Origin of the sequence: Noviherbaspirillum sp., from assembly GCF_035627455.1 — a bacterium.
In the GTDB taxonomy this organism is placed as follows: Bacteria; Pseudomonadota; Gammaproteobacteria; order Burkholderiales; family Burkholderiaceae_D; genus Noviherbaspirillum.
The window spans coordinates 1-13,064 of sequence record NZ_DASPLS010000104.1 but is presented as its reverse complement, the minus strand read 5'-3'; the positions used below and the strand labels follow the sequence as shown (position 1 = coordinate 13,064).

General features: G+C 62.9%; 13 protein-coding genes and 1 pseudogene. 5 read left to right on the top strand and 9 right to left on the bottom strand.

Annotation, left to right across the window (positions count from 1 at the left end; translation table 11 throughout):
* The 4 genes from VEC01_RS19960 to VEC01_RS19945 all read left to right on the top strand — a co-directional run.
* On the top strand, positions 1–1,002 hold a 1,002-nt coding region (locus VEC01_RS19960), incomplete at its 5' end, for an AAA family ATPase (RefSeq protein WP_324902669.1).
* A gap of 30 nt (positions 1,003–1,032) precedes the next feature.
* The gene (locus VEC01_RS19955) at positions 1,033–2,379 is read left to right on the top strand and encodes a CpaF family protein (protein WP_414691479.1); all 1,347 of its coding nucleotides are present in this window, start codon (positions 1,033–1,035) and stop codon (positions 2,377–2,379) included.
* Between the two features lie 12 nt (positions 2,380–2,391).
* Positions 2,392–3,384 carry a type II secretion system F family protein gene (locus VEC01_RS19950; RefSeq protein WP_324902668.1) on the top strand — a complete coding sequence of 331 codons (993 nt, stop codon included), beginning with the start codon at positions 2,392–2,394 and terminating at the stop codon, positions 3,382–3,384.
* A 12-nt stretch (positions 3,385–3,396) separates the two neighbouring features.
* A complete protein-coding gene (locus tag VEC01_RS19945) occupies positions 3,397–4,311 on the top strand; it encodes a type II secretion system F family protein (protein WP_324902667.1) in 915 nt (304 codons plus the stop codon).
* Positions 4,312–4,364: 53 nt separating this feature from the next.
* On the opposite strand, the gene VEC01_RS19940 is transcribed toward VEC01_RS19945, so the two are convergent.
* Together VEC01_RS19940 and VEC01_RS19935 are read right to left on the bottom strand one after the other, a co-directional pair.
* Positions 4,365–5,135 (bottom strand): response regulator transcription factor, encoded by a 771-nt coding sequence (locus tag VEC01_RS19940; RefSeq protein ID WP_324902666.1) that lies wholly within the window; start codon positions 5,133–5,135, stop codon positions 4,365–4,367.
* Positions 5,136–5,148: 13 nt separating this feature from the next.
* Entirely contained in the window at positions 5,149–6,837 is a 1,689-nt protein-coding gene (locus tag VEC01_RS19935; protein ID WP_324902665.1) for a sensor histidine kinase, read from the bottom strand.
* A 462-nt stretch (positions 6,838–7,299) separates the two neighbouring features.
* Between VEC01_RS19935 and VEC01_RS19930 the strand changes: the two genes are divergently transcribed.
* Positions 7,300–7,749, top strand: a complete 450-nt coding sequence (locus VEC01_RS19930; RefSeq protein WP_324902664.1) for a nuclear transport factor 2 family protein — start codon at positions 7,300–7,302, stop codon at positions 7,747–7,749.
* A gap of 43 nt (positions 7,750–7,792) precedes the next feature.
* Here VEC01_RS19930 and VEC01_RS19925 read toward each other — a convergent pair whose 3' ends face one another.
* The 7 genes and pseudogenes from VEC01_RS19925 to rho all read right to left on the bottom strand — a co-directional run.
* Positions 7,793–8,026, bottom strand: coding sequence for a DUF3072 domain-containing protein (locus VEC01_RS19925; protein WP_324902663.1), 234 nt, complete (start codon positions 8,024–8,026; stop codon positions 7,793–7,795).
* Positions 8,027–8,128: 102 nt separating this feature from the next.
* Entirely contained in the window at positions 8,129–8,254 is a 126-nt protein-coding gene (locus VEC01_RS19920; protein ID WP_324902662.1) for a hypothetical protein, read from the bottom strand.
* Positions 8,255–8,481: 227 nt separating this feature from the next.
* Positions 8,482–8,787 carry a hypothetical protein gene (locus tag VEC01_RS19915; protein WP_324902661.1) on the bottom strand — a complete coding sequence of 102 codons (306 nt, stop codon included), beginning with the start codon at positions 8,785–8,787 and terminating at the stop codon, positions 8,482–8,484.
* Between the two features lie 98 nt (positions 8,788–8,885).
* The gene (locus VEC01_RS19910) at positions 8,886–10,247 is read right to left on the bottom strand and encodes an MATE family efflux transporter (RefSeq protein ID WP_324902660.1); all 1,362 of its coding nucleotides are present in this window, start codon (positions 10,245–10,247) and stop codon (positions 8,886–8,888) included.
* Complete coding sequence (locus VEC01_RS19905) at positions 10,244–11,959, bottom strand: glycosyltransferase (protein WP_324902659.1); 1,716 nt, start codon at positions 11,957–11,959, stop codon at positions 10,244–10,246. The genes VEC01_RS19910 and VEC01_RS19905 overlap by 4 nt, the downstream gene beginning before the upstream one ends.
* Positions 11,960–12,177: 218 nt before the next feature.
* On the bottom strand, positions 12,178–12,444 hold the full coding sequence (locus tag VEC01_RS19900; protein WP_324902658.1) for a type B 50S ribosomal protein L31: 267 nt from the start codon (positions 12,442–12,444) through the stop codon (positions 12,178–12,180).
* A 196-nt stretch (positions 12,445–12,640) separates the two neighbouring features.
* Positions 12,641–13,064, bottom strand: a pseudogene (gene rho / locus VEC01_RS19895) (transcription termination factor Rho); the annotation flags it as partial.

Here is a 13,064-nt window from a genome sequence, read left to right as displayed (position 1 = left end):
GGCCAGATCGAACAGTTCACCACCGACTACCCGAAAACCGCGGTGATCCTGCTGTGCGCGACGCAGACGCCGGAGTTCCTGATCAACGCGATGCGTGCCGGCGTGCGCGAGGTATTGCCGTCCCCGGTGCCTGCCGGCGCGCTGGAAGCGGCCGTCACTCGTGTCGCCGCCAAGCTCAAGGGAGCGCAGGGCAAGGCGGCGGGCAAGGTCCTGGCCTTCATGCCCTGCAAGGGCGGAAGCGGCAGCACCTTTCTCGCGACCAATCTCGGATATCAGCTGGCGGAATCGCACAGCGTGCTGCTGATCGACCTGAACCTGCAATTCGGCGATGCGCTGTCCTTCATCCACGACGGCAAGCCCGCCTCGACGCTGGCCGACGTCGCGCGCGACATCCACCGGCTCGATGCTTCCTTCCTGGCAGCGAGCACCGTGAAGGTCACGCCGAATTACTCGGTACTGGCTGCGCCGGAAGAGCCGTCCCAGGCGGTGGACATCGCAGCGGAACATGTCGAAGCCGTGCTCGACCTCGCGGCCAGCGAATACGACTTCATCCTGCTCGACTTGGGACGCAACCTGGATACGCTGTCGATCAAGGCGCTCGACCGCACACACCGGATCTTCCCCGTGCTGCAGACCGGCCTGCCCGCGCTGCGCAATGCGAAGAGGCTGCTGGCGGCATTCGCCGGGCTCGGTTATCCGTCCGAGAAAACCGAAATCATCGTCAACCGCTTTGAAAAGCACGGGGAGGTCGGCCTGGACGACATCCGCCGGCTGCTGGGCGTGACGACGTTGCACACGGTGCCGAATTCATACAAGGAGGTCAATGCGGCAATCAATCATGGCGAGCCCTTGCCGCAGCGTGCGCGCTCCAGCGCCGTCACCAAAGGCCTTGCGGCGCTGTCGATGGAGATCAGTCCGAGGAAGGAAGAAAGCACCGGGCTGCTCGGCCGGCTGTTCAGGCGCGCCCCGGCCGCCGCGCAACGTCCGGCCCACCAGTCCTGAACCTGCGTCTAATCACGGAGCAAACAAACCATGTCGTTGCGGGAAAAACTGAATACCGCGCCCAGGGAAACGATGGCGCGCACGGAAAGCGGCGGAGCCAGCGAGGCGTACAAGGCCTTGAAGGGCAGGATCCACTTGAAGCTGGTCGACAAGTTCGACCTGGCGGTGCTGGAAACCCTGCCGCCGGAAAGGCTGCGGCACGAAATCGCCGGCATGGTGGAGCGCCTGCTGCAGGAGGAGCAGGCCGCGCTCAACGACATCGAACGGCGCCTGCTGATCCGCGACATCCAGCATGAAATGTTCGGCTTCGGCCCGCTCGAGCTGCTGATGGCCGATCCGGCGGTCTCGGACATCCTGGTGAACTCTTATCACCGCATCTTCGTGGAGCGCGGCGGCAAGCTGGAACTCACCAACGTCACCTTCAACGACGAGCAGCATCTGATGCGCATCATCGACAAGATCGTGTCGCTGGTGGGCAGGCGCATCGACGAGTCCAGTCCGATGGTCGATGCGCGCCTGCCGGACGGCTCGCGCGTGAACGCGGTGATCCCGCCGGTTGCGCTGGACGGGCCGATGGTGTCGATCCGCCGGTTCGCGCAGATTCCGCTCAAGATGGACAACCTGGTGCACGACCTGAAAAGCCTGACGCCGGAGATGGCGGCGATGCTGGAGGGCTTGTGCGTGGCAAAGGTGAACATGCTCATTTCCGGCGGCACCGGCGCGGGCAAGACGACCCTGCTCAATATCCTGTCCGGTTACATCCCGCAGTCCGAACGCATCATTACCATCGAAGACGCCGCGGAACTCCAGCTGCAGCAGCCGCATGTGGTGCGCCTGGAAACGAGGCCGATGAATATCGAGGGCCGCGGCGAGGTGTCGCAGCGCGCGCTGGTGCGCAACGCGCTGCGGATGCGGCCGGACCGGATCGTGATCGGCGAAGTGCGCGGCGCGGAAGCGGTCGACATGCTGCAGGCAATGAACACCGGCCATGAAGGATCGCTCACCACCATCCACGCCAATACCCCGCGCGATGCGCTCGCACGGCTGGAAAACATGATCGGCATGGCTGACCTCGACCTGCCGCACCGCGCCGCGCGCCAGCAGATCGCGTCCGCCATCACCGTCGTGATCCAGGCGCTGCGCCTGCCGGACGGCAAGCGCAAGATCACCAGCATCCAGGAGATCACCGGCATGGAAGGCGACATCATCACGATGCAGGAAATCTTTGCGTACCGGCAGACCGGCATCGGCGTGGACGGCGAAGTTCAGGGGTATTTCCAGGCCACCGGAATCCGGCCCAAGTTTGCGGACCGGCTGCGTTCGTTCGGCGTCGCCCTGCCTGACGCGATGTTCGACCCGGCGCGGCGCTTTCAATAGGAGGAAGGCCAGATGCCAGACATCCTTGGGGGCAACTCCTTTCTCATTGTCTCCGTCCTTGTTTTCGTCGCCGTCACGCTCCTGGTCGAGAGCCTGTACCTGATGTGGAAGTCCTATCGCCGGCCGGAAGCCGGAACCATCGAAAGGCGCCTGCAGGCGCTCGGCGCTTCGCACGACAACAGCCGGCAGACCTGGCTGATCAAGCAGCGCATGCTGAGCGATGTCCCCGTGCTCGAGCGCTGGCTGCTGCGCGTGCCGAGCGTGCATGTGCTGCAAAAAACCGTTTACCAGGCGGGCATGAATTGGACGGTGTCGCGCCTGCTGCTGACCTGCGCGGCGCTTGGAGGCGCCGTCTGCATGATCGTGACCTCGGTTGCGCATCGTCCCTTCCTGGTTGGCCTGGCGGCGGGAGCTGCCGCTTCGGTCCTCCCGCTGCTGTATGTGCAACGCAAGCGCCGCCTGCGCCTGGTCCAGATCGAACAGCAGCTTCCCGAAGCGCTGGATTTGATCATCCGCGCCTTGCGCGCGGGGCATGCGTTTTCCTCCAGCCTGCAGATGGCCGGCGAAGAGTTGCCGGAACCGATCGCAAGCGAGTTCCGCACGACCCACGACGAAATCAATTTCGGCGTTGCGCTCCAGCAGGCACTGACCAACCTGAGCGAGCGTGTGCCGGTCGCCGACCTGCGCTACTTCGTGGTTTCGGTGCTGATCCAGCGCGAGTCGGGCGGCAACCTGACCGAGGTGCTCGGCAACCTGCGCCGGCTGATCCGCGAACGGCTCAAGCTTGTCGCCAAGGTCAGGGTGCTGTCGGCGGAAGGGCGGCTTTCGGCGTGGATCCTGGGAATCATGCCGTTCGCGATGGCGGGGCTCCTGAATCTCGTCAATCCCGCCTTCATGTCGCGCCTGTGGACCGACCCGATCGGCATCGCGATCATCGAGTACATGCTGACGCTGATGGCGGTCGGCGTCCTCATCCTGCGCAAGATCATCAAGATCCGCGTTTAGAAAGGCAAGCCCATGCTGATGCTCTCGATACTCATCTTTCTTGCCGTCGTGCTGGCGTGCGCGGGTTTGTATTTCCTGCTGGTGCCGACCAGGACGCAGCAGCGGCTGCGGACGATGGCCGGCCCCGAGGAAAAGGGCAACTGGATCGAAGCGGCCAGCACCGTGGTCGCGCCGTTCGCAAAGCTGTCGATGCCGGAGGGCGACTGGGATACTTCACCGCTGAGGCTCAAGTTCCTCAATGCCGGAATCCGGCACGCCGACGCGCGGCTGCTCTACTTTGGCGCCAAGTCAGCCTTGCCGCTATTGTTTGCCGGGGCCGCATATTTCTTGCTCATGGCTTCAGGCCATGCGGGTGGCCAAGTGATGCTGTTTTGGTTGCTGGTGGCCGCCCTCGCGGGCTGCTACCTGCCAAACATCCTGCTGTACCTGCAGGTAAAGTCCAGGACAAGGGAGATTTTCGAGACCTTCCCCGATGCCGCCGACCTGATGCTCGTCTGCGTGGAAGCGGGGATGGGGCTGGATGCGGCGATGGTGAAAGTGGCCGACGAAATCCGGATGAAGAGCATGGCGCTGGCCGAGGAACTGCACCTGACCAACCTGGAAATGCGGGTCGGCGCCACGCGCGAGAAAGCGATGCGCAACCTCGCGCTGCGCACCGGCGTGGAAGAGGTGGCGACGTTTGCCGCGATGCTGACCCAGGCGGACAAGTTCGGCACCAGCATCGGCGATTCCCTGCGGGTGTTTTCCGACGAGCTGCGGCACAAGCGGCAGACACGCGCCGAGGAACTGGCCGCGAAGATCCCGACCAAGATGCTGTTCCCGCTGGTGGTATGCATTTTCCCGTCGATCATCATGGTCATCATGGGGCCCGCGATCATCCAGATCGTCCGGACCTTGCTGCCAATGATCACGAAGGGTTCTTTGTGAAGCGGCGCGACGGGTCGGTCTTGCCGACCGGCCGCTTCACGTTTCCGCCGGCGTTACTGCACCGGCGAGCGCCGCAGCGCGGCGACGAGCGCGGCGGCCGGATCGACAGTGCGGCTGCGGTAGGCGTCCTTGACCGGTGTCCGGGGGGAATTGTCGAACCGGTTCTGGACCGCGTAGACGTAGAGCTCGAGGCGGTTGCCGACGCCCAGCTTTTGATAAATGGAAGTCAGGTGGTTGCGCAGGGTATGCTCGGAAATGCACAGCTTTTTCGCGATCACCTTGTTCGAGGCGCCGTTTTCCTCGACGATCGCCCGCACGATGGTCCGTTCCTTGGCAGTCAGCGTGCCGTGCGGGCTGTTCTGCGGCGCGGTGCGGTTAGTTTCGGTGGGATTGATCAATTGCCCGAACATGCGGACCACAGTGTTATGGTCGAGCCACAGTTCACCCTGGTGCACCTTTTCGATCGCTTTCAGCACCTGCTGCGCCGGCGCATCCTTGCGCAGCACGCCGCGCGCCCCGAGAAGGACCGCGGAATCGAGCGTCATCTGGTCGCGCGCACCGGTCAGGATCAGCACCTGCGTCGCCCGGCCGGACAGCAGCGCCGGCAGGATGTCGAGGCCGCTTTCGCCGCCAATGTCCAGATCGAGCAGGATGACGTCCGGCGCCGCGTCCTGCGCCTTCGCAAGCGCTTCTCCGCAGCTGGTCGCGGTTGCCACCAGTTTCATGCGCGGTTCTTCACCCTCGATCAGTTTTTCCAGCCCCCACAGCATGGTCTGGTGGTCGTCGATCACCATCACGCGGATCGTTGTTCTTGTGCCATTCATTGTCTGATCCAGTTCAAATCGGAATTTCGATATGCACAACCGTGCTGCCGTCAGGACCTTGCAGTACCCGCGTCTTCCCGCCCAGCTGCGTGGCGCGCTCCGAGATGGAGCGCGGCGCAAACGGGGACCACGGTTGCCGGGTATTCTCGTTTTCAATGTCGATGTGGATCGTGCCGCCGGCGTTCCGGACCTTCACGCTTCCACGCTGCGCGCCGGTATGCTTGCAGATGTTGCTCAGCCCTTCGTGAATGATGTGCAGTAATTCGGCCGCAAGGCGGTCGCTCAGGGACATGGCTTCGTCCACCGTGATGTCGATCTCGATGCCGTAAAATTCCTTCAGTTGCGCCGCCTTTTTGCGCAACTGCGAACTGAGCAGGATTTCGCGCGGCCCGGCCGCCTGGTTGAACGAGCGCGCATAACGGCGCAGGTCGCCGATCACCTGTTCCGTCATCGCGATCAGTTTTTCGATGTCGTCCGCGAGCCGGTTTCCCGGTTCCGCCTTGTGCTGGAGCGCGTGCAAGGCCAGCTTCAGGCCGATATATGGCTGGATGGTCATGTCGTGCAGGTCCCACGCGATTTTCTGCCGCTCCCGGACTGCCGCTTCCGATGCCATGCGGTCGACGAGTTCGATGTTTTCGATCGCAGGGAGCGCCTGCTCGACGACCTGGCCGAGAAAGAGCGCATCGGTCCTGGTGAAGGCGATGGCGTCAGAGAGCACGAACAGGCGCGCGTTCTTTTTTCCCAGCTCGAAGGAAACGCTGATGAAGTGATTGGCCTCGAGCAGGTCCGCGACCCTTTCCGCCGGTTCCGAATCCTGCTTTTCCCAGCGCTCCCCGGCGTGCTCGCATCCGAACGCCTTTCCGTAACACGCCGCCTGGCTGCGCGACTTGCTGTAGACGAGGGCCTGCCCCCACGGGAACGCCGTCAGCGGCTTGACGGCCGTCGCCGTCACCGGCTTGGCCGTAACCGCGCGCTTGTCAGTGCCATCCTCGGCGGCATGCAAGATGCAGGAAGGCGAGCCTTTTTCCTGTACCACCAGGATGCATTTGCGCCCCTTGAAAAAACGCATGGTTTTTTGCATCAGGGCGGCGATCGCGTGATCGGTGCCAAAGCGGGGATTCGCCGGTTTCATGACTTCGCGCAGCAGCGCCAGGCGCCGCACGGCGCGTACTTTCGATTCTCCCCATTTCGCGCTCATGTAACCGAACGCAAGGAGGAAGACGGTGCGCAGCAGCAGGCGCGCGAAATCCGGGCTCGATACCGGCACCGCGGCACCGGCGATGAACAGCACCGCCGACGCGAGCGTGATGCGCGCGCCTTCTTCGCCACCCCGGCGGAAAGCGGCCGATAAAATCACAAAAAAGAACACCGGCGCAAAGATGCTGTTGACGCCGTGCGTAAGGAATACGATGCCCGAAATCCACACGAGGTCGAGCCACTGGAGCACTCTGCTGCCGGCAAGCGCGCTGTTCGTGGCGGCGAGGAGGCAAAGGATCGCGCTGTAGAATCCGAAGGCGGACAGGAAATACCAGCTCGCCGCATTGTCGGCATTCAGTTGCGCCGGCATCACATACACCGTAAGCAGGATACCGGCGGCCACGACGAGGCGGGTACAGCTGATCATCAGGGTCTCGCCGGCGTCAGCCGGGCACGGCGAACTGCTTTCCTGACTGGTAATGGCGCGTTCGGAATAGGACCACATGTGTTGCGCGCTGCCTTGTCTGACTATCAAAGGGACGAGCATTCCGGACAGAGGCAAGGGTGCCGGAGGAGTGCTGGCCGGCCCGGCTTTGTCCTGAAGTCATTCGTTAATTTGTTACCATCTATTACATCGGTATTGAACCGTACCGAAGCAGGAAAAGTATTGATATTCAATAAGCTTCCACCCTGCAAGTATGGGAGGCGGATGGCGGCGGGATTCGGGGACGAGCGCAGGCACGCAATTACGCTGCCGGTATTTGATCTCGCGTAAGCGCACCGCGCGCTCGCCGCCTATGGTGATCGTGAGGTGAGGACGAGGGGATGGTTAGGTCTCGCGCAGTCACAAGTTGTGCATTCTCGCGACCGCAGCGGATGCATTGCGTGTGGCATGCAGCGCGCCCGCCACAGCCGCGAACGTGCGCAAATTGTTTCGGTGCGAGGCCTTGTATCGAAGGAGGTAAGCATGAACAACCAGGAACTCAAGCAATTGGCCATGCAGGGCTACCAGCGCTTCCAGAGCAAGGATATTGCCGGCTTGCTTGAACTGCTGACCGATGACATCGAATGGGTCAGCGCCGAGCACGACGAATTGCCGTTTGCCGGCATACACCGCGGCAAGCAGGAAGTGGCGCAGTATTTCACGGAACTGGACCGCTCCCAGGAAGCCCAGCTGTTCGAACCGCAGACCATGATTGCCGAGGATGACAGAGTCGCGGTGATGGGGCGCTCGCGCTGGACCGTCAGGGCGACCGGGCAGACCTACGACAATCCATGGGTACACATCTTCACGGTACGCGACGGGAAGGTATGCCGCTTCGAGCAATACAACGATACCGCCGCTGCACTGAAGGCATTCCAAGGCATGCAGTCTGCGACGCAGCAAGCCGGACAGAGCGCAACGCCGCTCCATTGACCGGCCTGGCTTGCCCCGCCCTCCAGGGCGGGGCAACCCGCGGTCAGTGCTTCGTTCCTTCCTGTGTCCCTCTGCCTGTCCTTTGCTGCAATTCATCGATACGCTCGGACGCCTGGGCTTTCGTCAGTTCTTCATCCATCGGTTCGCCCGCTTCCTCAGAGAGCGTCTTGAGATAGGACTTCTGCGCGCCGGTCATCGGCTCGTCGCCAGTGGTCCAGTCTTTCGGATCCTTCACCATGTTGCTGTCCTGCGCATCCTGCTGGGTTCGCTTGTCCATCGCTTTCTCCTGAAAAAAACTCAGCCTGCCGCACGGCAGGTCGCGATAGAAAGACTGTCTTTTTATACAGTTTGTTCCCGTTGATGGCCCCGGCTTTCGCGCTCAGCCTTTGTTTTTCTGCTTGGTCGCCTGCTCGGTCGGGATCTGGTGGATGCCATAGAGCTCGGACGGAGAGGAAATGCAGCCGGACAGCAATGCGATCAAGGCGGCGGCAAGGAAGGTTTTCATATGTTTCCCGTAGTGGTGGCGGCTATCGAAGGAAGAGCCCGTGAAAGGCGCTACAAGCATAGCGCCGCAAGGCGGGCTTTCATTGATGAAATCGATATCCCGGGTAATGCTTTGATTTTCATCAACGCAATAATTTCCTTGCATATCATGGAGATAGGAAAGCTTCTCCCGGCTTATCCACAGACTTGACCACAGTTGTTGTGGGTAAGCGCAGCCGCTCTGAGCGCTCAGGGAAGGTCGGCTGCAGGCCATGCCGCGTGGAGTGCTTCGAAAGCGGTGACCAGCTGTTCTGCTTCGCCATCGGACAGGTGATCCAGCGCGGCGTACAACGGCCTGGTGTCGCACCTGGCTTCCAGCCTCCCGACGAGCTCGCGGAACGCGGAAAACCGCGGCCTCACCACGGCCGGGACCTCGTCCGCGCCGAGCCTGCTGAACAGATAGAACTCCGCGCTCGCAAGCCACTTCCGGCGTTGTCCGTTTGATTCCGAAAGGACGCGCATCGCCTTTCGCATCTTGTAATCGGCGTAGGACATGTCGTTGACGGGAGAAAGGGAGGGTCAACGAACATTAAATAGCAAGGCGCGGCGCTTTGCCATGCCATGGATATGGGAGGTAGTGCAGATGCGGCGCGTCAGGCGGCGGCATTGCGCTGCACGAGGCGCAGGTACCAGAGCAGGCCAGCCGCCACCAGCGCCAGGCTGGCGCTGTTGCCCATCCAGAAGCCGGCGGCCCCCTGCAGCGCCGGCGGGCTGATCTGGAAGGGATTCAGTCCCAGCACATAACCGCCGCCCAGACCCACACCCCATAACGCGACGGCGTACATCACGGTGGGAATAACAGCCACCTTGTACGCACGCAGCACAAATGCGGTGGTGACCTGGACCGAGTCGAACAGCTGGTAAAACGCGATGAAGGCAAACAGCGGCAATGCGGTCGTCATGATCGCTTCGTTCGGCGTGTAGGCGCGCACGATCAGGCCGCGCGCGGCCCATACGATGCAGCCGATGCTGACCGACAGGATGGCCGCCAGCCGGATGCCGGCGAAGCCGACCCGGCGCGCGGTGTCGAGTTCGCGCGCGCCGATCGATTGCGCTACCAGGGTGCCGGTCGCGCTGGCGATCGCCAGCGGCAGCATGTAGAGCACGGTGGCGAAGTTCGCGGTGATCTGGTGCCCGGCAACGGCCGTGTCGCCGAGCCGGGCGATGAACAGCGCCATGAAGGTGAACGCGGTGACTTCGATCAGGTAGCTCAGGCCCATCGGGATGCCGAGCGTGAGCAGCTCGCGTTGCGCGCGCCATTGCGGCGGAGCGAAGCCGCTGCCGAAGATGCGGAACTCTCTGTAGGACGGATCGAGGCGCAGGATCAGGTAGCCGACCGCGAAGGTGAGCCACACGGTGATGCAGGTCGCGACCGCGCAGCCCGGCCCGCCCAGCGCCGGCAAGCCGAACCCGCCAAAGATGAACAGCGCATTGAGCGGCACCTTCAGCACCAGCGCGGCGAGCTGCAGCGACATCACCATCTTCGGCCGGGCGATGGCGGTATTGAGCGATGCGTACAGGCGAAATCCCATGGTCGCGGGCAACGCCAGCGCGAGCGTACGCAGGTACAGCGTGGCCTTTTCGTTGAGCGCGGGCGAGGCCTGCGCCAGCGACAGCAGCGGCTGCGGGAACAGCAGGAATGCGCAACCCGCGAGCGTGAGGAACAACGCAAGCCAGGCGCCCTGCTTGACCTCCGCGCCGATGTCACTGAAACGCCCGCCGCCGTACAACTGGCCGATGATCGGCGCGATCGCCGCCAGCACCCCGTTCAGGCCGACGAAGACGCTGATATAGATGGAGGTTCCGATTGCCAGCGCGGCAAGGTCGGTGGCCGAGAAACGCGAAGTCATCGCAGTATCGATGACGCCGTTGGCGATCACGGCAAGCTGGCCGATCAGGATCGGCCAGGCAAGAGTGGCAATGCGCAGGGTGAGGGAGTCGGATCGTTGCGTCAATTTACACGCTGATACAGGCGGAAACGTTCATCACGGTCGGAAGGCCGGCGGCCTTCCCAGAGCAAGCGCCATTGCTCGCCCGGCCGTTGGAGCAGTTTCACCTCGTCCTTGTTTCGCCTGTTGTCCTGAAGCAGGAAATAATTGCAGCGGCCGCCTTCGAACTGCGCGAACGGCACGCCGCCGAAGTAGGCAAAGGAAGCGCGCTGCGCGGGGCCGACATTGGCCTCGACGCAATAGCTGCCGGCAGGCAGCTTTTCCGCTATCTGGCGTCCGACGCCGGCGTAACTCTTGCCATAGTTGATCCATGGCAGCCACAGGGTCATGAGCAGCAGCCAGCACAGGATCACGCCGCCTGACGACAGCACGACCGCCCGCCACAATACGGAAGGGCGGCGCGACACGCGCCAGTGCACCAGCACGAACCAGCCTATCGTGCCGGCGAGGGCGGCGAGGAAGGCGACCAGGTTGAATTCCGGCTTGAAACCGGGGGCCAGCTTGAACGCATTCTTGGCCAGCTGCGCCGGCCAGCCGGTTTGCTTGGCGATCCAGCCGAGCCAGATGAAGGCGGCGCAGGTGGTCAGCGTCATCACCGAGAACCAGTCCACCGCATTGATCGCGCCGCGCTTCATCGTCGGCAAGCCGAATGCCGCAAGGATGGCCAGCGGCGGCAGCATCGGCAGCAGGACGCCTTCGTCGGGACGGGCGCTGAGCAGCGCCAGGGCGGCGGTCGCGATGAAGAAGGTCAACGGCAGGGTGATGTGCGGCGCCTGGTACTGCCGGCGCCATGCATACAATGCCCAGCCGGCGAAAGGCCAGGCGGGCCAGGCCGCCCAGATGCCGTTCTTGAAGGTAAAGCGCAAGGAGTTCCAAGAGGGCAAGCCTACCTGGCGATAGTTCCACAACATCCACGCGTCATACGGCGAGCTGTTGAAAGGCATCACCAGCTTGCACGCGAGCGGCCAGAGGCCCGCGATGAATACCGCGACAGGCAGCGTGACGAGGGTCAGCCGCCAGACCAGCGCGCGGTCGCGCAGGGATGCGAGCACCATCAGGCCCAGCCACAGCGCGAGCGGGACGACCCAGCCGCGCGCGAGGATGGACAGCCCGAACGCGATGCCGAGCAGGGCGGCCGCCGCGACCGTGCGGTTCTCGAACAGGCGCGTGGCGCCGTAGAGCGACAGCGCCACCATCGACACTTGCAGCGCTTCGGTACTGGTGCTGTGGCTGTGCAACAGCAGGCCGAGGCAACCGAGATAGATCAGCAGCGCGCCGTCGGCCAGGGTGCGGCCGTAGTCGCTGGGCTCCGGCTGGCCGCCGAACGCGAGCCGCAGCGGCTGGGCCTCCGGGCGCCGGCCGAGCAGATAGGTGGTGTACCAGACGGCAAGCGAGCCGAGCAGGAAGAAACCGGCGGTCGTGATGCGCGCCGCCAGCGTATCGCCGATCACCCAGCCGAACAGCTTGATGCACAATGCGCCCAGCCAGAAGGCCAGCGGCCCCTTGTCCGCGGCCGGCAAGCCGACGATGTGCGGCCACAGCCAGTCTTCCAGCCCGCCGTGCGCCATGGTCCACATCACGCCGAAGGCGGCGGCGTCTTCGGTTTTCCAGGGATCGCGGCCGAACAGGCCGGGCAGGATATACAGCAGGCAAAGCGCAAACAGGACCCGGCGAGGAAGCGCATTCGTGGCGGCTGCGGGAAGACGGACTGGCTTCATCGGGTGGCTGGCTTGTTCTTATTGGCGTGGGCGATATTGTGCCGCAAAAGTGGGAATTGCAGGGCGGAAAGAGGCTGACATGGCGTCCGCCGCGCAACGGGGGAAAGTGGCGCCGGGCGAGCGCCGGATCCTCCTGCGCGCAGCGGAATCGATAGCCGATCGACAACCGGAAAACAAAAAAGGCAGCCGAAGCTGCCTTTTCGATGCAATCCAGGTAATCAGCCTGCTGCCGCAGTCTTGGAACCGCGGTTGCCGAACTTCTGGCGGAACTTTTCCACGCGGCCGGCGGTGTCCACGATCTTGTGCTTGCCAGTGTAGAACGGGTGGGATTCCGCGGTCACTTCCAGCTTGATCAGCGGATAGTCCTTGCCTTCGAAGTTGATGGTTTCCCGGGTCTCGATGGTCGAGCGGGTGATGAATTTGAAGTCGTTGGACATGTCCTGGAACACGACTTCGCGGTAGTTCGGGTGAATGCCTTCTTTCATGTTTTCCTCTGCTTGGTTTGGTAGCCAACCGGCACTTCGTCGGTCCCTGATGCTTCTCGACCCGATTGCCAGCCACTTGCCGGGGTGAAAACCCGGGATTATACAATAGAATCAGCGGCTTGCGATAGAGGCAGGGGTGTCCGGGAAACAAAAAAGGGCGCATCGCTGCGCCCTTCCTGCATGCCGGCCTGCCGGATCAACTGCCGCCGCGGCGCATCATTTCGAAGAACTCGGCGTTGTTCTTGGTCGCCTTCATCTTGTCGAGGATGAACTCCATCGCCTCGATCTCGTCCATGCCGTAGAGCAGCTTGCGCAGGATCCAGATCTTCTGCAGCTGGTCCGGCTTGATCAGCAGTTCCTCGCGACGGGTGCCCGACTTGTTCAGGTTGATTGCGGGGTAGACGCGCTTCTCGGCCAAGCGGCGCTCGAGATGCACTTCCATGTTGCCGGTACCCTTGAATTCTTCATAGATCACGTCGTCCATGCGGCTGCCGGTTTCGATCAGGGCGGTGGCGATGATGGTCAGCGAGCCGCCTTCTTCCACGTTACGTGCCGCGCCGAAGAAGCGCTTCGGACGTTGCAGAGCATTAGCGTCCACGCCGCCGGTCAATACCTTGCCG